Raw genomic sequence first — 23,031 nt, forward strand, 5'->3', positions numbered from 1 at the left:
CCAGTCCAATACAGACTCAGCCTCTTGGTTGCATAAAAAATGCGTAACAGATATTAAAACCTGTTACGCAATAAAAGTCTAACTTTTTGGGGTCACATCATACGTTCTATATTTCCGACTTTTTTTATTTGATTAGCTCAATAAAAGCTTTATGTATCTGTAAATCGTCATCTAATTCAGGATGAAAAGCAAAAGCCATTTGATTTTTATATTTTACACCAACGGTTTTGCCATCAACAACAGCCAATGTTTCAACAGCGTCTGTAGTGTCTGAAACGTAAGGGGCGCGAATGAAAGTCATTGGAACTTCACCGATATTTTTTACAGTTCCTGTAGTATGAAAGCTTCCAAGCTGTCTGCCGTAGGCGTTACGCTTAACGGTCATTGGAATTGTGCCAAAATGACTTGTAGTGTCATTGTCAATTTGAGAAGCCAAAAGAATCATGCCGGCACAGGTTGCCAAAACAGGCAGCTCATTTTCGATTTTTTCTTTTAAAATATCATACATTCCAAGTTCCCGGAGGAGTTTTCCCTGAACTGTACTTTCTCCACCCGGTAAAATAAGTCCATCAATATGGTTTTCAAGGTCAGAGGCTTTTCGTAATTCAATAGATGAAACGCCAAGTTTTTCTAAAACCTCTGCCTGTTCTATGAAAGCTCCCTGAACTGCCAAAATACCAATAGTCATAAAAGCCTCCTACTTACCACGTTCTGCCATTAAAAGAGCAATTTCCTGTTCATTGATTCCAACCATTGCTTCACCTAAATCTTCAGAAAGTTCTGCGATAAGTTTGGCATCAGTGTAGTTTGTAACTGCCTTAACAATAGCGTTAGCACGTTTTTCAGGATTTCCTGATTTGAAAATACCTGAGCCAACGAATACACCCTCAGCACCAAGTTGCATCATTAACGCAGCATCAGCAGGAGTAGCAACACCGCCGGCAGCTCTAATGTCTGCTGGGATTCTTTCAAGTGCCATAACTGCACAGGCTCCTGCAGCTTCTGCAATTTTTGCTTGCTCAGGTGTTGTAACGTCCATAATAACGCCACCCTTTAACATTTGTGCCAATTCTTTGTTTAACTGATATCTTTCGCTCATTTTGAACCTCCTATGTCTAATTCCTTTTGTTGTAGAAATCTTATGGAAAAAATCATAATACGAAAAGTGGGTATAGCAAAATAACCAAAAAATACATAAACAATAAGACCAGATTAAGATGCGGAACAAAAATATAAAAGATGTAAGAAAAGTAAAAGAACGAAAAAAACAGGATAAAGTGAAAAATATAGATTGAATATTTCACATTGATTAAAATATGGTTTAAAGTTATAATCTATTAGGTTGTAAGAAAGATTTTTTTGAAAAAACAAAAAGACCTGTAAACACTTTCATAAGATAAAATAAAGAATGAGAGATTAAGTAAAAATGATAGAGAATCACAAGAGTAATTTTTGTAAAGGATTAAAAGGTGGAATCCCTATTGCATTAGGGTATTTTGCTGTATCTTTTACATTAGGAATTCAGGCAAAAAATGTTGGAATTACAGCATTTCAGGCGGCAGTAACAAGTTTCGGTCTTCATGCATCAGCAGGAGAATACATAGCTTTTACATTAATAGGTGCAAATGCTAACATTTTGGTAATGGTATTGATGGAAATGATAGCAAATGCAAGATACCTGCTTATGTCATGTTCATTAAGTCAGAAAATTCCCGCAGATACACCAATGTGGAAAAGACTTGTAATGGGATATTTTATAACTGACGAAATATTTGGTGCCTCAATATCTGTTTCAGGAAAGCTGGATCCATATTATATGTTTGGATTAATAGCTGTTGCTTCTCCAGGCTGGGTAGTTGGCACAGCACTGGGAGTGATTATGGGAAATGCCCTACCACTAAGAGCTGTCAGTGCATTAAGTGTAGGCTTGTATGGCATGTTTATTGCCTGTATCATACCGGAAAGCAGGAAAAATAAAATAGTGGCAGGAGTAATTATTGTAAGTTTTGTGTTAAGTTATATTTTTAGTACATTGTCAGTTTTCAAGGGAATATCTTCCGGAATCAAAATAATGATACTAACTGTAATTATTGCAACAGTTGCGGCAATATTATTTCCGGTAAAGGAGGAGAATCATGAATAACATATATGTATATATTTTGGCTATGTCATTAGCAACATATTTAATCAGAGTGCTTCCTTTAACCTTGATTAGAAAAGAAATTAATAACAAATTCATTAAATCTTTTTTATATTATGTGCCTTATGTTACATTGGCTGTAATGACTTTCCCGGCAATACTAACATCCACACAGACTATGTGGTCAGGTTTAATTGCTTTAATAGGAGCAGTGATTTTAGCTTGGAAAGGCGGTAATTTATTTCAGGTTGCAGTTACAAGTTGCGTACTTGTATTTATTGTAGAACTTATAATACATTAAAAAATTAATTTATAAAACATTAAAAAGCTATGGATTAGCATTAAGTTTATACAAGTTAAACTTAACAGTTAGTCCATAGCTTTTTCTTTAATGGATAGCATCTTAACTTTATTATCAGGATGCATCATATAATATTTTTTAGTCAAAATAGCAACACCGCCATTTTGTGTAACGTTAGAAAAATGAAAAGGCGGGGAATAAAAAGTGGAAATTATATTGAATATAATTGTGTACTGCAGTTTGTATTATTTGCGATGCTAAGTTGTGCAGAGATTTATTTGCTAAAAACAAAGTTAAAAAAAGAAAACAAGGTGAAAAACAGGAAAGAAAAATAATAAACAATAAAACAATAGGAAAAATAGCAAATTTTAGTTAAAAAGATGTAAAATCAGTTGAAATTAAATATATTTATAAAGTATAATAATCTCCAAATAAAAAAATATCAGGAGGTAATTATGAAAAAGATTACAAAACTATTAACAGTTGCTTCAGCTATGCTTGTTATGATGTTAGCAATGACATTTACAACGATGGCAGCAACTACAGTAACACCAACACGAGCAATGACAGGTAGTGAGAAGGCGGTAACACAGTCATATACTTTTAATCAGGACACTGTTTTAGAGAAAAAACTTTTATATAACACAGCAGGAGTAGTGATTCCTGTTAAAGTTAATGAAAGTGGTGCATTAGAAATAAATGTAAAGGCAAACAAAGTAGAAAAGACTTTTTACATGACACTTTACACAGATGCAGCTTGTACAAACAAGGTATCAGGCTTGTATGATAGTTTTAATGTGGGAGATTCAAACATCACAAAATATGTAGCTTTAGGTTCAAAGAATACATATTATTTACGTTTGGAAACAAACTCATTCTATACACCTAATAATGAGCAGTTTACTGACTCAATTACAGTATCATATAGATTTTTCCCAAGAGCAGAAAGAACTATTAAGTCTGGTCAGACAATTAAGTATTACAGAAATCAGGGCTCAGATATTTATACATTTAAGTATAAGGCAGAAGCAACAGGAAAAGTTACAGTATCATTACCATATAAGTGGGGAAGTTATTTAACATTTAAGAATCAGAAGAAGAGTGATATTCTTACTGAACAGTGGGTATCATCAATTTATAGTTACAAATATAATGTTTATGTAAAGAAGGGTGCAGTTTACTATTTTGTAACAAAATCAAATGGTATTAATGCCAATACTTTACAGTCTATTAGTATTAAGAATACAGCCGTAAAAGTAAAAATGGCTACAAATAGAAAAAAAGCAATTACTATTAAGAATAAAAAGTCAGCAAAATGTTTAATTACACCGGGAGATAAGTCGGCAAAATGGTATAAGATTTCCTTAAAGAAGAATCGCCATCCTTATTTTGACTTGAGTGGTGATGTAACAGGAGTTTGGAAACTTCAGATTTGCAATAAAAAAGGAAAAGCAATAAAGAACATGACATTTAGATGGTATGGTAGCAAGAGCAAGATAACAACATGGGGTGGCTGGAAGAAAGGTACATACTATTTCAAGGTTACACCAGCTGATTCAAAATCATATGGTCTTGCAACATTTAAATATAAACAGGCAAAATAATTTCATAAACAGACAAAATAACTTTGAGGGGCATACAGCCCCTCATTTTTTGTAATAAGAAATTCCTTCAGAATGTCGCAAGTAACATTCTTTGTTTAAATTTCAGATTTTCGTTGCATAAAAATATTTTTAAAATTATACTGATTGTAAATTACGAAAGAAAAGTGGGGCAGATATGAAAAACATAAAGAAGAAGATACTTATTGTTGAGGACAGTGAGTATTATATGAATCTGGTAACAGATAGTTTGATTAACATAGAAAATACTATTCTTTATAAGGCAGAAAATATTTCTGAAGCTTATAGAATCGCAATGGAAAAGAACATTGATGTGTTCATTGTTGATGTGGTTTTAGACACGAAAGTTTTAGGAGATGTATCAGGGATTGTTTTTGTAGATCGTATTCGAACAGTTCCAAGATATAGATTTTCGCCTATTATCATTACTTCATCTTTGGAAGATCCCAAGTATCACGCATATAATTATCTGCATTGTTTTAGATATTTTGAAAAAACGTATGACGTTTCAGAATTGGTGGAAACTGTAAAAGAAGCTCTAGAATTTAAGCAAAGTGAAGACATAGAAAAAATAATATATTATAAAAGGCAGGGAATTCTTTTCTCTTTAAGAACAAAGGATATTGTGTATGTTGAAAATCATAATAAATATATTGTTTATTGTTGTAGGGATGGAAAATATAAAGCACCATACAAGTCCTGTAAGAAAATAGTGGATGATATAGCATCAAATGATTTTATACAGTGTAACAAAAATACAGTTGTAAACCGGCAGTATATTCATAATATCGATGGAATAAACCGTTATATTACACTTGTTGAAAATCGGGGAAAACTGGAAATTGGACCACGTTTGAAAAAAGAGTTTTTAAGGAGATTAGAGAATGATTGAGTTCTTATTTTTACTGGTAGAAATACTGGCTATTGTTTATTTAATACATAATATAGTAGGTGTTTCAGTTAAAGTTGATGTGTATTTAATTATGTTGTTAGCAATTGGCTTAGGAATAACAATAGCTATTATTAATGATTTAATATGGGATAAAGGGGTTTGCATAGTGTATGGACTTCTTGGACTATACGTGGTTGTAGAATTGAAGAAAAGAATGGTGGATGCAATATGTATTTGTGGTGTGACATTGTGTCTGGTTACAGTTTTGCAGACAGTTTTGTTCTTGCCAATGGGGTTGCTTTACTATTTGGTGCCTTATGAAGATTTGCTGGTTCTAATAACTAATGGCGGAGTTTTTATTATTTTAAAATTACTAAAGAAAACTAACATATACAGTAAGACTAAGGAATTTCTTGAAAATAGCGGGATAAAAATAATTATATCTATGTTTGTTCTAATATACATTTATTTTTATTTTGCCCATATTTTCAAAATTACAGGTAAAATTCCTATCGAAATATATGCCATGATGTTGGCGTTCATGTTGGTTACTGCGTATATAATTTACAGTTTGCAAAAGTCCAATTACATGCTGAAACTTAAGGAAGATGAAATAAATATTTCAAGAATGTGCAGTGAATCTTTTGAACAGCTGATTAATCATGCAAGGAAAAATCAACATGATTTTCATAATCATCTTTTAGCAATCAAAGGGATGCAACATTCAATAAAAGATTTTGATGAATTAGTAAAAAAACAAGAAAAATATATTCAGAAAATAAAAGAAAATAACAGATACGACAGTATATTGTATACAATACAGGAACCTATTTTGGCAGGCTACGTTTTTAACAAAGTTTCAGAAATAGAAAATGAAAAAATCAGAGTTCATTATAATTTTGCTGTTACCACAAAAAGAATCGAATACATATCAATATTTCATTTAAATGAAATAATTGGAATACTTTTAGATAATGCTAAAGAAGCAGTTGAACAAATGGAAGAAGCTAGGCGAAATATTAATTTTCATATAATGGAAACAGTGGATAAGCTGACCATTAAGGTTACAAACATTAGTGAAAAAATAGAACAGAATAAAATTATAGAACTGTTTAAGGAAGGGTATAGTTCAAAAGAAAATCATGGTGGACTTGGTCTTAGAAAAATTAAAGAACTATCAGACAAGTACAGTTATGATATTATGCCTTACAATCAAGTGATTAATAATGAAAATCATATTGTATTTGAAATTGTAATTTACAAGTAGAACATATTAAGTTGGAATTATAAACCAAATACAAACAATATTGTATATAAAATTTCAAGATATAACTAGAATGAAAATAAAAGATGAAGTATTTTTGTTAAACAGAAACACTTCATCTTTTTACTTTTAATATTCTTCAAAATCAGGATATTCTGGCTCGCCTAAAAGACATAAACTGAATTTTGAAAATCTAATCCAAATAGTTAATGCAAGACAAAAATTGCAAATTGTATGCATTGTAGATAATTTGATTTTTCTCATTAATACAGACCTCTCTTTCGTAAAATTTTGGCAACTACAAGTTGAAAAACATGAAGCAGAATAGTTTGGTAAATAACCTGTATATATAAATTTCCAATTTCCATCAAATTGAAAATGCCAGCTAAAATAATAAAAAATATAATTACACTAACAGAAATAATCTTGCATTGGATAATTATTTTCTCGTTTGCCTTAGGTCTGAGAGGTGAGGCTATGGGACCGACTTTTAACAATGCATGTATAAAAATAAAAGAGGAAACAACCATAAAACCATACGAAACCGTAACTAAGTCAGGCAAAATCATAGTAGTCATCAGAAACAGAAAAAGTGTTGAAATAAAGCACATAAAGTAATTATTAAAATGTAGACCACCGCCATTAGTTCTAAGAATAAATAGAAAAATAAATGAAATTGCAAATACATCTAGTCTATGTAAAAAATAAAATATTATTGTAAGTAAAAAAATTTTACTGGCTTCATAAACAATACATGTAAGAACATACTTTGCCATTAGCAGTTCATTATGAGTGTAGTTGTATTCAGTTTCAAGTTCACTAAATATATTCATTTAAAACTCCCATACTTTTATTAGCCCAAAAGCCATTTAAGTATAGAAGCAATTACAGGAAGTAAACGAAAATTATGAAAAAGTATGTTAAATGGCAAAAAAACGCACAATAAAAATAATAGAACAGGGGAACAGAGCCGCTAGGCAGGAAAAATATAATCACCTTAATTTTAAAATTATGGTATAATACAATAGTTACATATTTATTAATTACAAAATGGAGAAAATATGAACTTAGATAACGAAAAAAGTAGTAAAGGAAAGTTCTTTGGATATTTAATATGTACAGACTGTGATGGAACACTTACCTATGATATTGGAAAGGTTTCAGAAAAGAACGTTAGGGCAATTAAATATTTCCAAAGTGAAGGTGGACTGTTTACACTTGCAACAGGTCGTTTTCCTAATCATTTGGAAATGTTTAAAGGACAATTTGAAATTAATGCCCCTATGGCTTCTTTAAATGGAACATTATTATATGATACAAAAAATAATAAGCCCATAAAAACATGGACGGTTTCATCGAAAAAGTGTCTTAATATGATTAAGTACATATTAGAAAAATATGATATATGGGAACTTTGGATTAATGGTGTTACAAGTGAAGGCAAATTCACCGGTGTGGGTTATAAGCCTTCTGAACATAAAAAAGGTGATGGCAGTATAGATGAAACATTTAATGAGATGCCTTTTGAAATATTCAAGATAGTAGTAATGCAACCGGAGAATTTAACATATATTATTCAAAAGGATTTAAAAGAAAAGTTCGGTCAGGAATTTAGATTTGATACAAGCTGGGCTAACGGGCTTGAAATACAAAGTATTGACAGCGGAAAAGGTGTTGCTGTTAAGTACATAAAGGAAAATGTATGCAAAAATGTTCATACTACTATTGGCATAGGTGATTATGAAAATGATTTGTCATTACTTGAAAGCTCTGACATTGGCTATGCTGTAGATAATGCTATAGACAGTGTGAAAGAAGCAGCAGACAGAATAACAGTTGCAAATACAAATGATGCAATAGCTGCCATAATTGAAGAACTGGAAAATAACATAGATGCAAAACAATAGGAGAAAAGAATGAATAAGAAAGTTAAAATAACAGCTATAGCGTTAGTGGTTATAGTGCTTTTAGTAATACTTGTAACTTGCTTTAGTAATAAAGAAGATACGAATAATATAAATGAAACAACTGTTGAAACAACATCAGCTAAAGAAAAAATAAAAACAAATTTTACCACAGAGAGAGAAGAAGAAGAAGAAGAAGAAACAGACACAAAAGAGTATGCAACTTTACCTGAAGTAACTGAAACAGAGAATAATGAAACAACTGATTATTTTCAGAATGTAAGTGTGTATGAGGAAACAACAAAGAAAAGTAAAAAATCAAAAAAGAAGAACACAGATAAAAAAGAGTCAGAAGCATATCCTGGTGAAAATGATGGTTGGTCACCAATTGTATCTCCTGATGATTTAGATTAAAAACAGGAATAGAGGTATAAAATGGATGACAAATTAGTTGTAAAAACCGCTGTAAAAGTATCAACAGTGAGTATTGTACTTAATATTGTTTTAAGTATGTTAAAATTATTGGCAGGAATATTTGGAAAATCAATGGCAATGCTTTCTGATGCCATACATTCCCTTTCAGATGTGTTTGGCTCCATAATTGTAATAATTGGGGTGAAAGTTTCAAAAAAGAAGGAAGATGCAGACCATCCTTTCGGCCATGACAGATTAGAATGTCTTGCAAGCCTTGCCCTTGGTGCAATATTGTTTTTTACCGGTGCAATGCTAGCCTACGAAGGAATTGATAAAATATACACTAAGGCACCAATAAGCACACCTGGAAAAATAGCATTATTTGCAGCCATTGTATCAATTATTGCAAAGGAAGGAATGTTTTGGTATACAAAGATTAATGCTAACAGAATTAATTCCGATGCATTAAGGGCAGAAGCATGGCACCACAGATCCGATGCACTTTCATCTGTAGGAAGTTTGATTGGTGTAGCAGGTGCAATGTTAGGACTAAAGATTTTAGATCCTATTATGGGTTGCGTTATTGGCTTGGTAATCATAAAAGTTGCCTTTGATATTGCAAAAGAAGCCATTGATAAAATGGTTGATAAAGCCTGTGATGATGAAACAATAGAAAAAATGAAAAAAGAAGTGCATAATGTTGACGGAGTAAAAGGGCTTGACTTAATAAAGACAAGAATGTTTGGAACAAAAATTTACGTTGAAATCGAAATAAGTGTTGACGGAAATTTAATTTTAAAGGATGCACATGCTATTGCAGAGCAGGTTCATGACAACATTGAAAAGAATTTTGAATATGTAAAACATTGTGTTGTACATGTGAATCCGTATGGTTATAAGCATAAAAAGAAGCAATAGTTATCAATAAGGTACTTTATTCAACAAAAAAGCAGTTTTTTTGAAATAGTCGGTTTACACCGGCTATTTTTTGTGTATAATATATGTTGGACCGACAGATACTTAAAAAAGAAACAAAGTTTCGATTTTAGAAAGGACATTGCATTGAAACAACAAGATTTTAATCAGAAAATTGAGGAATTAGTTGCAATTGGTCAGAACAAAGCTGGCAAATTAACAACAGAAGAAATCAGAGAATTTTTTAGTAAGGACAAGCTTACTGCTAAGCAGGAAAGTACAGTTCTTACAAAAATTAAAGAACATAATGTTGCTGTTGTTATAGCCAAGAAGGATACAAGTTCTGATAATACAGCTCCTCAGAAAGAAGAACCGGAAGTAAAGGATATGTCAGACAGTGATGAAATGGTAGAAATTAATGTTGATTTAATTACTGATGTTACAGAACCAACTGACGAAGATATTGCTTCGGTAGCTGAGGACGAAGAGGATTTATTGGATTCTACAGACGAGAATTTTGAAGACGATAAGGAAAGTTCAGCAGAGTTAGATGCTATTGATTTGCTCGAGGGTGTAGGAACAGAAGATCCTGTTAGAATGTATTTAAAGGAAATTGGTACTGTTGCTTTGTTAACAGCAGAGGAAGAGTTAGAACTTGCAAAACGCAAGACTGAGGGAGATCCTATTGCAAAAGAAAAATTAATAGAGGCAAACCTACGTCTGGTTGTAAGTATCGCAAAGAGATACACAGGACGTGGAATGAGTTTTCTTGACTTAGTTCAGGAAGGTAATTTAGGTCTTATAAAGGGCGTTGAAAAATTTGATTACACTAAAGGTTATAAGTTAAGTACATATGCTACATGGTGGATTAGACAGTCGGTTACAAGAGCGTTGGCGGATCATGCCAGAACAATCCGTGTACCTGTTCATATGGTAGAAACTATTAACAGAATGTCAAAGATGCAAAGAAAGCTTACTTTAGAGTTAGGTTATGAACCATCAACTAAGGAATTAGCAGATGCACTTGAAATGACAGAAGAAAAAGTATTAGAAATTATGCAGATTGCAAGAGAACCTGCATCACTTGAAACTCCTATTGGAGAGGAAGATGATTCAAACCTTGGCGATTTCGTAGCAGATAATAATACGGTTACTCCTGAGGCAAACATTGAATCAGTAATGCTTCGTGATCATATAGATGTTTTATTACAGGATTTAAAAGATAGAGAGCGTGAGGTTATTATTCTTCGATTTGGTTTAAGAGACGGTCATCCTAGAACACTTGAAGAAGTTGGTAAGATTTTTAGTGTTACAAGAGAACGTATCAGACAGATTGAAGCAAAAGCCTTAAGAAAGTTAAGAAATCCCGTTAGAAGTAAGAAAATTAAAGACTTTTTAGGCGAGTAAACTTAACTAAAAAAGAAAAAATGCATATTAAACTTAATTTTGTTTGACAAACGTGTCGAAATAGTTTATAAAATTAAGTAGAGATTAATGAGGGTACAAGGAAGTACATAGGTAAAATAGCTTATGGTTCTTTGTGCCCTTTTTCGTTTATTATAAAGAATATTTGTTGAAGATGATAAACAAAGAAAACAAACCATAAGAGCTATTGGTAATGTCTTTATAATAAACTCATTGATAGATAAATTAAGGAGGAAAAATCATGGATCAGAATGTACTATTCAAAGAAGCTGAAGAAAATGGACTATATGATTCTCGTTTTGAACACGATAACTGCGGTATTGGAGCTGTAGTAAACATTAAGGGAAAAAAGAGTCATGAGACAGTTGAAAATGCACTTAAAATTGTTGAAAACCTAGAGCATCGTGCTGGTAAAGATGCTGAAGGTAAAACAGGTGATGGTGTTGGTATCATGCTTCAGATTTCCCACAAGTTTTTTAAGAAGGTAACAAAGCCATTAGGTTTTGATATTGGAGAAGAAAGAGAATATGGTGTGGGAATGTTTTTCATGCCACAGGATGACTTAAAGCGTCATAGAGAAATGAAGATGCTTGAAATCATTACTGAAAAAGAAGGCCTTGAATTTTTAGGTTGGAGAGAAGTTCCTGTTCATCCTGAAGTATTAGGTTCAAAAGCTTTAGAATGTATGCCTTATATTATGCAGTGTTTTATTAAGAAACCTGAAGAAGTTGAAAAAGGATTAGCATTTGACAGAAAACTTTACATTGTAAGAAGAGTTTTCTCACATAGTAATGCCGGAACTTATACAGTGTCAATGTCAAGCAGAACAATTGTATATAAGGGGATGTTTTTAGTTAACCAGTTAGGACCTTTCTTTGCAGACTTAATGGACAAAAATTATGAGTCAGCAATTGCTTTGGTACATTCAAGATTCTCAACAAATACACAGCCAAGCTGGAGAAGAGCTCATCCTAACAGATTTATTGTTCACAACGGTGAAATCAATACAATTAGAGGAAATGCTGATAATATGATAGCCAGAGAAGAATCAATGACTAGCGAATATATGGAAAGTTCATTACAGAAGGTCATGCCTGTAGTTGATGTAAACGGTTCAGACTCAGCAATGCTTGATAATACATTAGAATTTTTAGTAATGAATGGTGTTGAGCTTCCTTTAGCAGTAATGATGTGTATACCTGAACCATGGGAAAAGAATGATACAATCAGCCAGTCAAAGAGAGATTTTTATCAGTATTATGCAACAATGATGGAACCATGGGATGGACCTGCATCAATACTTTTCTCTGATGGTGATTACATGGGAGCAATCCTTGATAGAAACGGACTTCGTCCTTCAAGATATTACATTACAAGTGATGACCAGTTAATTCTTTCATCAGAAGTAGGGGTACTTGATATACCTGCTGAAAAAATAGTTGTAAAAGAACGTCTCCGTCCGGGCCGTATGTTACTGGTAGATACAGTTAAAGGAAAATTAATTGACGATGACGAATTAAAAGAAAGCTATGCAGCAAGAAAACCATATGGTGAATGGTTAAACAACAACTTAGTTTATTTAAAAGACATTAATATACCAAATGTAAAAGTAGAAACTTATGACAAAGAAGAACGCCAGAGATTACAGAAAAACTTTGGTTATACATTTGAAGATTTAAAGAGAATTATTCCAATGGCAAATAATGGAATTGAAGCTACAAAGGCAATGGGTAAGGATACACCACTTGCAGTTTTAAGTGAGAGAACTCATCCATTATTCAACTACTTTAAACAGTTATTTGCACAGGTTACAAATCCGCCAATTGATGCAATTAGAGAAGAGATTGTAACATCAACATCTGTTTACATTGGAAAAGACGGAAATATATTAGAAGAGCAGCCTGAAAACTGTAAGGTTCTTAAGATTAAACATCCAATTCTTACAAATACGGATATTTTGAAATTAAAGAACATTAACAAACCGGGATTTAAGGCAGCAGTTGTACCAATTGTTTATTACAAAGGTATAGATATTGAAAAAGCTATTGAACAGGTATTTGTGGAAGTTGATAAGGCTCATAAAGATGGAGCAAATATTATTATTCTTTCAGATAGAGGAGTAGATGAATATCATGTACAGATCCCATCACTTCTTGCAGTTTCAGCTGTTCATCAGCATTTAGTAAAAACAAAGAAGAGAACAACATTATCATTAGTTCTTGAAAGTGGTGAACCAAGAGAAGTACATCATTTTGCAACATTGTTAGGCTATGGTGCCAGTGCAATTAATCCATATCTTGCACACGAAACAATCAAGCAGATGGTTGATGAAGATATGATTCAAAAAGATCCATATGCAGCAATTGATGATTATAACAAAGCTATTTTAGGTGGCATTGTAAAAATTGCATCTAAGATGGGTATTTCAACAATTCAGTCATATCAGGGTTCACAGATTTTTGAAGCTATTGGTATTAGCAAAGAAGTAATTGATAAATACTTTACAGGTACAGTTAGTAGAGTTGAAGGAATTACAATGAAAGATATTGAAGATGGAGTTGAGGAACTTCATTCAAAGGCATTTGATCCATTAGGATTAGATGTAGATTTAACATTGGAAAGTAATGGCGAGCATAAGCTTAGAAGTGGTAAGGAAGAACATAAGTATAATCCGGCTACAATCCATACTTTACAGCAGGCTACATGGACAGACAATTATCAGTTATTTAAACAGTATACACACATGATTGATGAAGAAATGGCACCATTCCATTTACGTGGATTAATGGATTTCAATTATCCTGAAAATGGTGGCATTCCACTTGATGAAGTAGAAAGTGTTGAATCAATTATGAAGAGATTCAAAACAGGTGCAATGTCATACGGTTCTATTTCACAGGAAGCACATGAAACAATGGCAATTGCAATGAATATGATTGGCGGCCGTTCAAACTCAGGTGAAGGTGGAGAATCAATTGAACGTTTAACAATTGGAGAAGACGGTCTTAACAAATGTTCAAAAATTAAGCAGGTTGCTTCAGGACGTTTTGGTGTAACATCAAGATATCTTGTAAGTGCCGAAGAAATACAGATTAAGATGGCTCAGGGTGCAAAGCCTGGTGAAGGTGGACATTTACCTGGTAAGAAAGTTTATCCATGGGTTGCTAAAACAAGATATTCAACACCGGGTGTAAGTTTAATTTCACCACCACCACATCATGATATTTACTCAATTGAAGATTTAGCACAGCTTATTTATGATTTAAAGAACTCAAACAGAGATGCAAGAATTTCAGTTAAGTTAGTATCAGAGGCAGGTGTTGGTACAGTTGCAGCAGGTGTTGCAAAAGCAGGTGCTCAGGTAATTTTAGTTTCAGGTTTTGATGGTGGTACAGGTGCTGCTCCTGAAAACTCAATTTACAATGCAGGACTTCCTTGGGAATTAGGTTTGGCAGAAGCACATCAGACATTAATTGCAAATGGTCTTAGAAATAAGGTAGTTGTGGAAACTGATGGTAAATTAATGAGTGGTAGAGACGTAGCAATTGCAGCTATGCTTGGTGCAGAAGAATATGGTTTTGCAACAGCTCCACTTGTAACTATGGGTTGTGTAATGATGAGAGTTTGTAACTTAGATACATGTCCTGTGGGTGTTGCCACACAGAACCCTGAACTTCGTAAGAGATTTAAAGGAAAACCAGAATATGTTGTAAACTTTATGAAGTTTATTGCAGAAGAACTTCGTGAATATATGGCAAAACTTGGTGTTAGAACATTAGATGAGTTAATTGGCAGATCAGACTTACTGAAGGTTAAAGACGGAGTAGACCAGAAGAAAGCAGCAGAAGTTGATTTAAGCAAGATTTTAAGCACTGACTTTGCACAGGAAAGGGTTAACTACAATAAGAAGAATGTATATGACTTTAAGCTTGAAAGCACAAAGGATATGACAGTGCTTCTTCCAAAAATGAAGAAAGCTCTTGATGAAAAGAAAGCAGCTTCAGTTGAAGTTAATGTAACAAATATTGACAGAGCATTAGGAACAATTTTTGGTTCTGAAATTACAAAGAGATACAATGATACATTACCTGATGACATGTACACAGTTAAGTGTTACGGTGCCGGAGGTCAGAGTTTTGGTGCATTTATTCCAAACGGTATGACAATGGAACTTACAGGTGATAGCAATGACTACTTAGGTAAAGGTTTATCAGGTGGTAAGATTATTGTTAAACCACCAAAGGAATCTACATTTAAGCAGGATGAAAATATCATTATCGGTAACGTTGCATTCTATGGGGCAACAAGTGGTAAGGCTTATATTAACGGTGTTGCAGGTGAAAGATTCTGTGTAAGAAACTCAGGTGCAACAACAGTTGTTGAAGGTGTAGGAGATCATGGATGCGAATACATGACAGGTGGTCGTGTAGTCGTAATCGGTAAAGTTGGAAAGAACTTTGCAGCAGGTATGAGTGGCGGTGTTGCTTATGTACTTGATGAAAATAATGATCTTTACAGAAAGACAAATAAGTCACTTGTTTCAACAGAAGAATTATCAAACAAGTATGATGTATTAGAACTTAAGGGAATGATTGAAGATCATGTTAAGTATACTAATTCAGTAAAAGGTAAAGAAATTCTTGATAACTTTGAAGAATACTTACCTAAGTTTAAGAAGATAATTCCATATGACTATAAGAAGATGTTAGAAACAATTGCAAAAATGGAACAGAAGGGATTAAACCCTGAACAGGCACAGATAGAAGCGTTTTACGCAGCAACAAGATAGGAGGATAAAATAATGGGAAAGCCAACAGGATTTTTAGATTATGAAAGAGAAGAAGCTAAAGCAATTTCTCCGAAAGAAAGAATAAAAAACTTTAATGAATTCCATGAACCTCTATCTGTTGAAAAACAGAAATGTCAGGCTGCAAGATGTATGGATTGTGGCGTGCCATTTTGTCAGAACGGACAGGTTATTGCAGGTATGGTATCAGGTTGTCCTCTAAACAACCTGGTTCCTGAATGGAATGATTTATTATATATGGGAAATATGGAGCAGGCATATAACAGACTTCATAAAACAAATAATTTTCCAGAATTTACATCACGTGTTTGTCCTGCACTTTGCGAAAAAGCATGTACATGTGGACTAAACGGTGATCCGGTTTCAGTAAGGGCAAATGAACATTTAATTATTGAAAATGCCTATGAAAAAGGATATGCAAAAGCAAAGGCACCGGCAGTCAGAACAGGAAAAACAGTAGCTGTTGTTGGTTCCGGACCATCAGGACTTGCAGTTGCAGATCAGTTAAATAAAAGAGGTCATAGTGTTACTGTTTTTGAAAGAGATGACAGAATCGGCGGTCTTTTAATGTATGGTATTCCAAACATGAAATTAGAAAAGCATGTTATTGATAGAAAAATTGCCATTATGAAAGAAGAAGGCGTTGAGTTTAAAACAGGTGTAAACGTAGGAAAAGATGTTAAAGCAAATGAGTTATTAAAGAAATACGACAAGGTTGTATTAGCTTGTGGTTCAAGACATGCAAGAGACATTAAGGCACCGGGAAGAGATGCTAACGGAATTTATTTCGCAGTAGATTTCTTAACATCTACAACAAAGAGTCTTTTAAATAACAACGGCAAGTTGGTTGATGGAACTTATGTATCAGCAAAAGGAAAAGACGTTGTTGTTATCGGCGGTGGTGATACAGGTAATGACTGTGTAGGTACAAGTATTCGTCATGGAGCAAAGAGTGTACTTCAGTTAGAAATGATGCCAAAAGCACCGGATGAAAGATTAGAAAGTAATCCATGGCCTGAATGGCCACGTATCTGCAAGACAGATTACGGTCAGGAAGAAGCTATTGCAATGTTTGGACATGATCCTAGAGTTTATCAGACAACTGTAAAAGAGTTTGTTAAGGATAAAGCAGGCAATCTTAAGAAGCTTGTATTAGTTAAGTTAGAAGCTAAGAAGGACGCAAAAACAGGTCGTTTGAACATGGTTGAAATCAAAGGTTCAGAATATGAGGTTGATTGCCAGTTAGTTCTTATTGCGGCAGGATTTCTTGGTAGTGAAGACTATGTTACTAAAGCATTTAAGGTTGAAACTGATGGAAGAACAAATGTAAAAACAGAACCTGGTAAACATGCTACAAGTGCTGAAAATGTATTTACAGCAGGAGATGTTCACAGAGGCCAGTCATTAGTAGTTTGGGCAATTAGAGAAGGAAGAGATTGTGCAAAAGAAGTTGACCAGGCGCTGATGGGTTATAGTAATTTATAATTAAAAGGATTGGAAACTTACAGAAAAATGACATAATATTATAGCTCCAAGGTATTTTAGTGTTTTAATGCCTTGGAGCTTTTTACTTATCTATCTACTTCCATATTTTTTGGAAGAATTAAGTTAAGTACAATTGCCATTATAAATACAACGGCTACACAGTTTTCTGCAAATACTGTTTTAACAATTTGTGGGAAAATATTGAAAATCTCAGGAACCTGTGTAAATCCAAGTCCAACACTGAGAGACAAAGCTACAATAGTGATATTTCTTTGAGAGTATCCACATTTACCAAGCATCTGCATACCACTGATTACAATATTACCAAACATCATAATAGTACAGCCACCAAGAACTGCATCAGGAAGTGTGGCAAGTATTGCACCGATAACAGGGAAGAATCCTGCTAAAATCATAATAATTGCACCTGCGGCAATAGCAAAACGGTTTACAACTTTTGTCATTGCTACAAGACCAACGTTCTGACTAAATGATGTAATTGGAAGACATCCGAATAAAGATGAAATGGCACTGACAAAGCCGTCACAGCCAATAGAACCTGAAGTTTCTTTTGTAGTTGCATTTCTATCTAATGCTGATGATGCAAGAGCACTTGTATCACCAATAGTTTCAGTTGCCGAAACCAAGAAAATAAGTGTTACTGAAATAATGGCATTCCAGTTAAATTCCATTTTAAAAGGCATAAAATGTGGTAGGGCAATAAATGAGCTTTCAGTAATAGCTGTAAAATCAACCATCCCCATACATGTTGCAACAATGTAACCAACAATTAATCCAAATAAAACAGATAACTGTTTCCAAAAGCCTTTTGCAAATATGTTAAATAAGATACAAGCAAGTAAAGTAATGCATCCTAGAATCCAATGTTCAGCGGAACCAAAAGTTTCACTTCCACTTCCTCCACCAAATGATGAAGCACCAACAGATAAAAGTGAAAAACCAATGGCAGTAACTACGCTGGCAGCCACAACCGGAGTAATAAGTTTAATCCAGTATTTTGCAAAAAGTCCAAGAGTCCCTTCGATGATACCACCAACTAAAACAGCACCCATTATGGCACCGTAGCCGTACTTAGGACCAATAAAGCAAAAAACAGATACAAAAGTAAAACTAATACCCATTACAATAGGAAGTCCTGACCCAACTCGCCAAACAGGGAAAAGCTGTACCAAAGTTCCAATACCTGCAATAATCATGGCACATTGAATAAGTATTGCTGTTTGTGAAGCTTTAAGTCCACAGGCACCTGCTACAATTGAGATAGGTGCAATATTAGCTACAAACATTGCAAGAATGTGCTGAAGTCCAAAAGGAATTGCTGTTTTTACAGGAATCTTTCCATCCAGATGGTAAAGATTTTCTGTGTTTCCAGATTGTTTTGTTTTGTTCATAATAAATATCTCTCCTTTATTTTATAGAAAATCCATAGTTTGTAACACTAATTTATACTAAAAAATGAATGGAGTTTTTCATATAATTACTTATGTTATTATTGGCAAATAAATTATTGTTCACGAAATTCAATAGTTCCTTTTTCTGCGTCCATGCTGTCTACAATGGCAAGAGATTCTAAACGATAACCAAGATTTCTAATCATACGGCCGCCTGCCTGGAAGCCTTTTTCGATGGCAATACCAATACCTTCAACAGTGCCACCTGCTTCGCTGACAATAGAAATTAGTCCCTGAAGAGCACAACCGTTAGCAAGGAAGTCGTCTATAATAAGAACGTGATCATCTTCATTTAAAAATTTCTTTGAAACAATAACCTGATTCTTGCATTTATGTGTAAATGATTCAACTTCGGCTACATACATATCGCCGTCAATGTTGATGCTCTTTGATTTTTTTGCAAAAACAACAGGCACATTAAAATATCTTGCAACGATACATGCAATACCAATACCAGATGATTCAATAGTTACGATTTTTGTAATGTTTGAATCAGCAAAACGACGTTTGAATTCAGCACCCATCTCTTCAAACAAATCAATGTCCATCTGATGATTTAGGAAGCTGTCAACTTTTAACACATTGCCTTCCTTAACAACGCCGTCTTTTACAATTCTTTCTTCTAAAAAGTTCATTGTGAAATCCTCCAATTGTATATTTTTAATCCTAAAAAAAAGTTTTCATAAAGAATAGGGTATCAAATTTACGAATATATTACAATAGAAGAAACCATATAAATATAAAGAAAATTGTGTTATAATACCAAAGGTTAATAAAAAGATTAAGATTTAAAATTGGAAAATTTATTTTTTGGAGGAAATATATGAAGGTATTAATGTTTAATGGCAGTCCGAAAGCAAGAGGATGTACATACACAGCTTTGGAAGAAATGGCAAAGGTTTTAAACGAAGAAGGAGTAGAAACAGAAATCATGCACGTGGGTGCTCATCCACAGGGAAGCTGCATGGGCTGTGGCGGATGTAGTAAGTCTGGTGAGTGCGTGTACGGTGGCGAAGTTGTAGAGGCAGCAAAGAAGTTAAAAGATGCTGATGCAGTAGTGTTTGGAAGCCCTGTTCATTATGCTTCAATTAGTGGAAACATGATGGGATTTATGCACAGACTTTCCTGGAGTGCAGGAAAAGATTTGAAATATAAACCGGCTGCAATGGTTGTAAGTGCAAGAAGAGCAGGTACAACAACAGCCCTTGATGAGATGGTTAAGGTACCTGAGTTTTTCCACATGCCTTTAATTAACGGAAATTACTGGCCAATGGTTCATGGAAGCAATCCTGACGAGGTAAAACAGGATTTAGAAGGTCTTCAGATAGTTAGAAATATAGGCAGAAACATGGCTTGGATACTTAAATGTATTGAACTTGGAAAAGAAAACGGAATTGTTCATCCTGAACCTGAAGCACCGGTAAAAACTAACTTTATCAGATAAAACACAGAATATTCACATTATTCTTACAAATCATTTATTGCATAACGGAGTTGCTTCTATTATACTAGAACGAGTGGTGAAAACCAAAAGAAAGGTATGAACATGAATAAAGACAATATTAACAATAATGAAATTACAGAAGAAAACAATTCTGTATACGATTCAGAAAACAATACAACTGAAAACAGTTCAGAAAATAATTTTGAAGAAGGTGAAGCTTTAGACAATACAGAAACATCTGGTGAAGAAACAGCCAAGTCTGAAGATTCAAGTAATCAAAATAAAGAGACCAAAAAGAAGGGTAAAAAAAATAAAAAGGATCAGCAGGAGTTTAGTCTTGTAAGAGAAATTTTAAGCTGGGTTAAAATTTTTGTAATTGCAGTGGTAATTGCTTTTGTTGTAAACAACGTAATTATTATGAATGCAAATGTTCCATCAGGTTCCATGCTTAACACTATCCAGATTGGGGATAGAATGATAGGACTTAGAACTGCATATTGGTTCTCAGATCCACAGCGTGGTGACATTGTTATTTTTGAAAATCCTGATTTTAACGAAAACAGCCCAAGCGATGAAAAATACTATGTTAAACGAGTTATTGGTTTACCTGGTGATAAAGTGGTTATAAAGAATGCAAAGATTTATATAAACGACAGTAAAACACCTTTAGAGGAACCTTACTTACCAGAAGAGTGGACAGAAGTTAATGGATCAGACGAACCATTAACATATAATGTTCCTGAAGACAGTTATTTTATGTTAGGTGATAACCGTAACAGATCAAGTGATGCAAGATATTGGACTAATACTTTTGTAAAGCGAGATGGCATAATTGCAAAAGCAGAGTTTAAATATTGGTCACAGGGAAAAGTTGATGTTGAAAAGTTTGAGCATGAAACATACTCAATTGATAATAAAAGCAGCAAATAAGAATTAAAAAGTTAATAACTGACAGTAAAAACAAATGACAGTGAAATAAAGATTATAGTAAAAATTCAGAACAGAAATTATAAAATAAAAAGCCTATAAAGTATGTGGCATGAACTGATATCCGAAAGGTTGGATTATAAAATCTAACTTATAGGGGGGTCACAAGCCGGTTACTTTATAGGCTTTTACTATAGGTTACAGATGTTTCCTTTTCTACAAATCCCATTTTTGTATAAAGTCTGTAAGCGGGTATGTTTTCTTTTTCTACATGTAAAACTACAAAGTGATAGTCTTTTGAAATTTTTTTGAAAACAAATGCGAGAAACTTGTAGCCATAGCCTTTGTTTTGAAACTTGTCATCAATGGCAACTTCCGATATGCAGGCACAATCAGGAAGAATTGAAGTAACAAGACAGCTTCCAATAGGAATATTATCATTATAGAAATAAAAATACCCATCCTCATATTCGTAATCTATATTTTCAATAGTGTTGTGATTTACAAAATCTTCTAAATCCAATTCCATTAATACATTAGAATTATTATATTGAAAATCTAAAGTATTAATGTAATTTTTTCCAAAAATATTGTTTGGATGAATGCTTGTTTCCACATAGAAGTTTTTGTAATCTTCCTGAAATTCCATAAAAAGATTTCTACCAAGATGCCCACCACGATATGTAGGCATAACAAACATACAGATTTCACAATGGAAATCATCTATTACAAAAACAGAAAGAAAGCCAACAATTTTTTCGTTAAAAGTTCCATAGTATAATCGTGGAAGATTTTTACATATTGAAAAGTCGTCTTCCAAAAAGAATTCATATTGAAGATTATCCTCAGTGGAACAGATTTTGTGAATATTTTTGCAGTTTTTTATTAATCCTAATGTAAAAGCACTGGTTCTGTTTATAACATAATCAGGGTTCATTGTTTCACCTCATTTCTAATAGAAAAAAGTTATTTAAAATAATTTAATCACGGTTGCCATAAAGAAACTGTTCGTTTTTAATTATAACAAACCTAATAGAAAAAATACACTATCTGTGCTATATTAAAAAAGCGTCTGTATGTAAAAAAATGTACGGCGGGAAAGGATAGAAATATGTTAAAAATAGGTTCTCATGTAAAAATGAGTGGAAAAGACATGCTTTTAGGTTCAGCAAAAGAAGCTAAGTCTTACGGTGCGAATGTATTTATGGCATACACAGGAGCACCACAGAACACAAGAAGAAAAGACATAAGCGAATTAAATATAGATAAGGCATGGGAGTACATGAAGGAAAATGATATAGAAGAAATTATAATTCATGCACCATACATTATTAATTTAGGAAATACGGTAAAACCTGAAACTTTTGAGATAGCAGAAACTTTTCTTGGCACAGAATTAGAAAGAAGCAGTGCAATGGGAAGTAAAGTTATGGTTTTACATCCGGGCTCTCACGTTGGTGCAGGCGTGGATGTAGGTATCAACCAGATTATAAAAGGATTAAATAATGTGTTAACAAAGGACACAGATGTATATGTGGCACTTGAAACAATGGCTGGAAAAGGCAGTGAGATTGGAAGAAATTTTGAGGAACTTGCAAGAATTTACGATGGAGTAAAATACAATGACAAGTTGAGAGTTTGTTTTGACACATGCCATGTAAATGACAGCGGGTATGACTTAGTTAATGATTTAAGCGGTACTTTTACACAGTTTGACAAAATAATAGGTGCTGATCAAATTGCTGTTTTCCACATTAATGACAGTAAAAATCCATGTGGTGCCGGAAAAGACAGACACGAAAATATTGGTTTTGGAAACATTGGCTATGATACTTTAAGAGAAATTATATATATGAAGGATTTTGAAAATGTGCCTAAAATATTAGAGACACCTTACGTCAAAGATCCTGAAAACTCAAAGAAATCATACGCCCCTTACGGTTATGAGATTGCCATGATTAAAGAAGGAAAATTCAATCCCAACTTACAAAATATTATTTTGGAAAACAACAAGTAGAA

General features: G+C 33.4%; 21 protein-coding genes. 14 read left to right on the forward strand and 7 right to left on the reverse strand.

The window, feature by feature from the left end; translation table 11 throughout:
• Positions 1 to 124 precede the first annotated feature (124 nt).
• Both pdxT and ACZM4J_RS06085 read right to left on the reverse strand, forming a co-directional pair.
• Positions 125 to 688 carry a pyridoxal 5'-phosphate synthase glutaminase subunit PdxT gene (gene pdxT, locus ACZM4J_RS06080; protein ID WP_022164813.1) on the reverse strand — a complete coding sequence of 188 codons (564 nt, stop codon included), beginning with the start codon at positions 686 to 688 and terminating at the stop codon, positions 125 to 127.
• 9 nt (positions 689 to 697) lie between these two features.
• Positions 698 to 1,099 carry a beta/alpha barrel domain-containing protein gene (locus ACZM4J_RS06085; RefSeq protein ID WP_022164812.1) on the reverse strand — a complete coding sequence of 134 codons (402 nt, stop codon included), beginning with the start codon at positions 1,097 to 1,099 and terminating at the stop codon, positions 698 to 700.
• 327 nt (positions 1,100 to 1,426) lie between these two features.
• On the opposite strand from ACZM4J_RS06085, the gene ACZM4J_RS06090 reads away from it, so the two are divergent.
• From ACZM4J_RS06090 to ACZM4J_RS06110, 5 genes are all read left to right on the forward strand, one after another.
• Positions 1,427 to 2,143 (forward strand): AzlC family ABC transporter permease, encoded by a 717-nt coding sequence (locus ACZM4J_RS06090; RefSeq protein WP_022164811.1) that lies wholly within the window; start codon positions 1,427 to 1,429, stop codon positions 2,141 to 2,143.
• Positions 2,136 to 2,441: an AzlD domain-containing protein gene (locus ACZM4J_RS06095; RefSeq protein ID WP_489485796.1), complete on the forward strand. Its 306-nt coding sequence runs from the start codon at positions 2,136 to 2,138 to the stop codon at positions 2,439 to 2,441. Before ACZM4J_RS06090 ends, ACZM4J_RS06095 begins: the two co-directional genes overlap by 8 nt.
• Positions 2,442 to 2,896: 455 nt before the next feature.
• Positions 2,897 to 4,045 (forward strand): hypothetical protein, encoded by a 1,149-nt coding sequence (locus ACZM4J_RS06100; protein ID WP_022164810.1) that lies wholly within the window; start codon positions 2,897 to 2,899, stop codon positions 4,043 to 4,045.
• Between the two features lie 175 nt (positions 4,046 to 4,220).
• Positions 4,221 to 4,955 (forward strand): LytR/AlgR family response regulator transcription factor, encoded by a 735-nt coding sequence (locus ACZM4J_RS06105; protein WP_428244822.1) that lies wholly within the window; start codon positions 4,221 to 4,223, stop codon positions 4,953 to 4,955.
• Entirely contained in the window at positions 4,948 to 6,222 is a 1,275-nt protein-coding gene (locus tag ACZM4J_RS06110; protein ID WP_428244821.1) for a sensor histidine kinase, read from the forward strand. The genes ACZM4J_RS06105 and ACZM4J_RS06110 overlap by 8 nt, the downstream gene beginning before the upstream one ends.
• A gap of 126 nt (positions 6,223 to 6,348) precedes the next feature.
• Here the strand turns inward: ACZM4J_RS06110 and ACZM4J_RS06115 are convergent, their stop codons facing one another.
• Entirely contained in the window at positions 6,349 to 6,483 is a 135-nt protein-coding gene (locus tag ACZM4J_RS06115) for a hypothetical protein (RefSeq protein WP_022165675.1), read from the reverse strand.
• A complete protein-coding gene (locus ACZM4J_RS06120; RefSeq protein ID WP_489485798.1) occupies positions 6,483 to 7,052 on the reverse strand; it encodes an accessory gene regulator B family protein in 570 nt (189 codons plus the stop codon). The genes ACZM4J_RS06115 and ACZM4J_RS06120 overlap by 1 nt, the downstream gene beginning before the upstream one ends.
• Before the next feature lie 228 nt (positions 7,053 to 7,280).
• Here ACZM4J_RS06120 and ACZM4J_RS06125 point away from each other — a divergent pair, with 228 nt between their 5' ends.
• The 6 genes from ACZM4J_RS06125 (at position 7,281) to ACZM4J_RS06150 (ending at position 17,169) form a co-directional block, all read left to right on the forward strand.
• Positions 7,281 to 8,126, forward strand: coding sequence for an HAD-IIB family hydrolase (locus ACZM4J_RS06125; RefSeq protein ID WP_412622478.1), 846 nt, complete (start codon positions 7,281 to 7,283; stop codon positions 8,124 to 8,126).
• A gap of 9 nt (positions 8,127 to 8,135) precedes the next feature.
• On the forward strand, positions 8,136 to 8,537 hold the full coding sequence (locus tag ACZM4J_RS06130) for a hypothetical protein (protein WP_299055548.1): 402 nt from the start codon (positions 8,136 to 8,138) through the stop codon (positions 8,535 to 8,537).
• Between the two features lie 21 nt (positions 8,538 to 8,558).
• Positions 8,559 to 9,455 (forward strand): cation diffusion facilitator family transporter, encoded by an 897-nt coding sequence (locus ACZM4J_RS06135; protein ID WP_022165671.1) that lies wholly within the window; start codon positions 8,559 to 8,561, stop codon positions 9,453 to 9,455.
• 144 nt (positions 9,456 to 9,599) lie between these two features.
• Positions 9,600 to 10,859 carry an RNA polymerase sigma factor RpoD gene (rpoD, locus tag ACZM4J_RS06140; protein WP_022165670.1) on the forward strand — a complete coding sequence of 420 codons (1,260 nt, stop codon included), beginning with the start codon at positions 9,600 to 9,602 and terminating at the stop codon, positions 10,857 to 10,859.
• Positions 10,860 to 11,118: 259 nt separating this feature from the next.
• Positions 11,119 to 15,666 (forward strand): glutamate synthase large subunit, encoded by a 4,548-nt coding sequence (gene gltB, locus ACZM4J_RS06145; RefSeq protein WP_022165669.1) that lies wholly within the window; start codon positions 11,119 to 11,121, stop codon positions 15,664 to 15,666.
• 12 nt (positions 15,667 to 15,678) lie between these two features.
• Positions 15,679 to 17,169: a glutamate synthase subunit beta gene (locus ACZM4J_RS06150; protein WP_022165668.1), complete on the forward strand. Its 1,491-nt coding sequence runs from the start codon at positions 15,679 to 15,681 to the stop codon at positions 17,167 to 17,169.
• Between the two features lie 86 nt (positions 17,170 to 17,255).
• Here the strand turns inward: ACZM4J_RS06150 and ACZM4J_RS06155 are convergent, their stop codons facing one another.
• Complete coding sequence (locus ACZM4J_RS06155; protein WP_022165667.1) at positions 17,256 to 18,581, reverse strand: uracil-xanthine permease family protein; 1,326 nt, start codon at positions 18,579 to 18,581, stop codon at positions 17,256 to 17,258.
• A 113-nt stretch (positions 18,582 to 18,694) separates the two neighbouring features.
• On the reverse strand, positions 18,695 to 19,276 hold the full coding sequence (locus tag ACZM4J_RS06160) for a xanthine phosphoribosyltransferase (RefSeq protein ID WP_022165666.1): 582 nt from the start codon (positions 19,274 to 19,276) through the stop codon (positions 18,695 to 18,697).
• 188 nt (positions 19,277 to 19,464) lie between these two features.
• On the opposite strand from ACZM4J_RS06160, the gene ACZM4J_RS06165 reads away from it, so the two are divergent.
• Both ACZM4J_RS06165 and lepB read left to right on the forward strand, forming a co-directional pair.
• Complete coding sequence (locus ACZM4J_RS06165; RefSeq protein WP_302689555.1) at positions 19,465 to 20,085, forward strand: flavodoxin family protein; 621 nt, start codon at positions 19,465 to 19,467, stop codon at positions 20,083 to 20,085.
• 96 nt (positions 20,086 to 20,181) lie between these two features.
• Entirely contained in the window at positions 20,182 to 21,015 is an 834-nt protein-coding gene (gene lepB, locus ACZM4J_RS06170) for a signal peptidase I (protein ID WP_243081036.1), read from the forward strand.
• Positions 21,016 to 21,190: 175 nt separating this feature from the next.
• Here lepB and ACZM4J_RS06175 read toward each other — a convergent pair whose 3' ends face one another.
• Positions 21,191 to 21,949, reverse strand: coding sequence for a GNAT family N-acetyltransferase (locus tag ACZM4J_RS06175; RefSeq protein ID WP_489485800.1), 759 nt, complete (start codon positions 21,947 to 21,949; stop codon positions 21,191 to 21,193).
• A 174-nt stretch (positions 21,950 to 22,123) separates the two neighbouring features.
• On the opposite strand from ACZM4J_RS06175, the gene ACZM4J_RS06180 reads away from it, so the two are divergent.
• Positions 22,124 to 23,029 carry a deoxyribonuclease IV gene (locus ACZM4J_RS06180; protein WP_428244820.1) on the forward strand — a complete coding sequence of 302 codons (906 nt, stop codon included), beginning with the start codon at positions 22,124 to 22,126 and terminating at the stop codon, positions 23,027 to 23,029.
• The last annotated feature ends 2 nt before the right edge of the window (positions 23,030 to 23,031 follow it).

It is taken from the genome of Eubacterium sp., assembly GCF_057858645.1.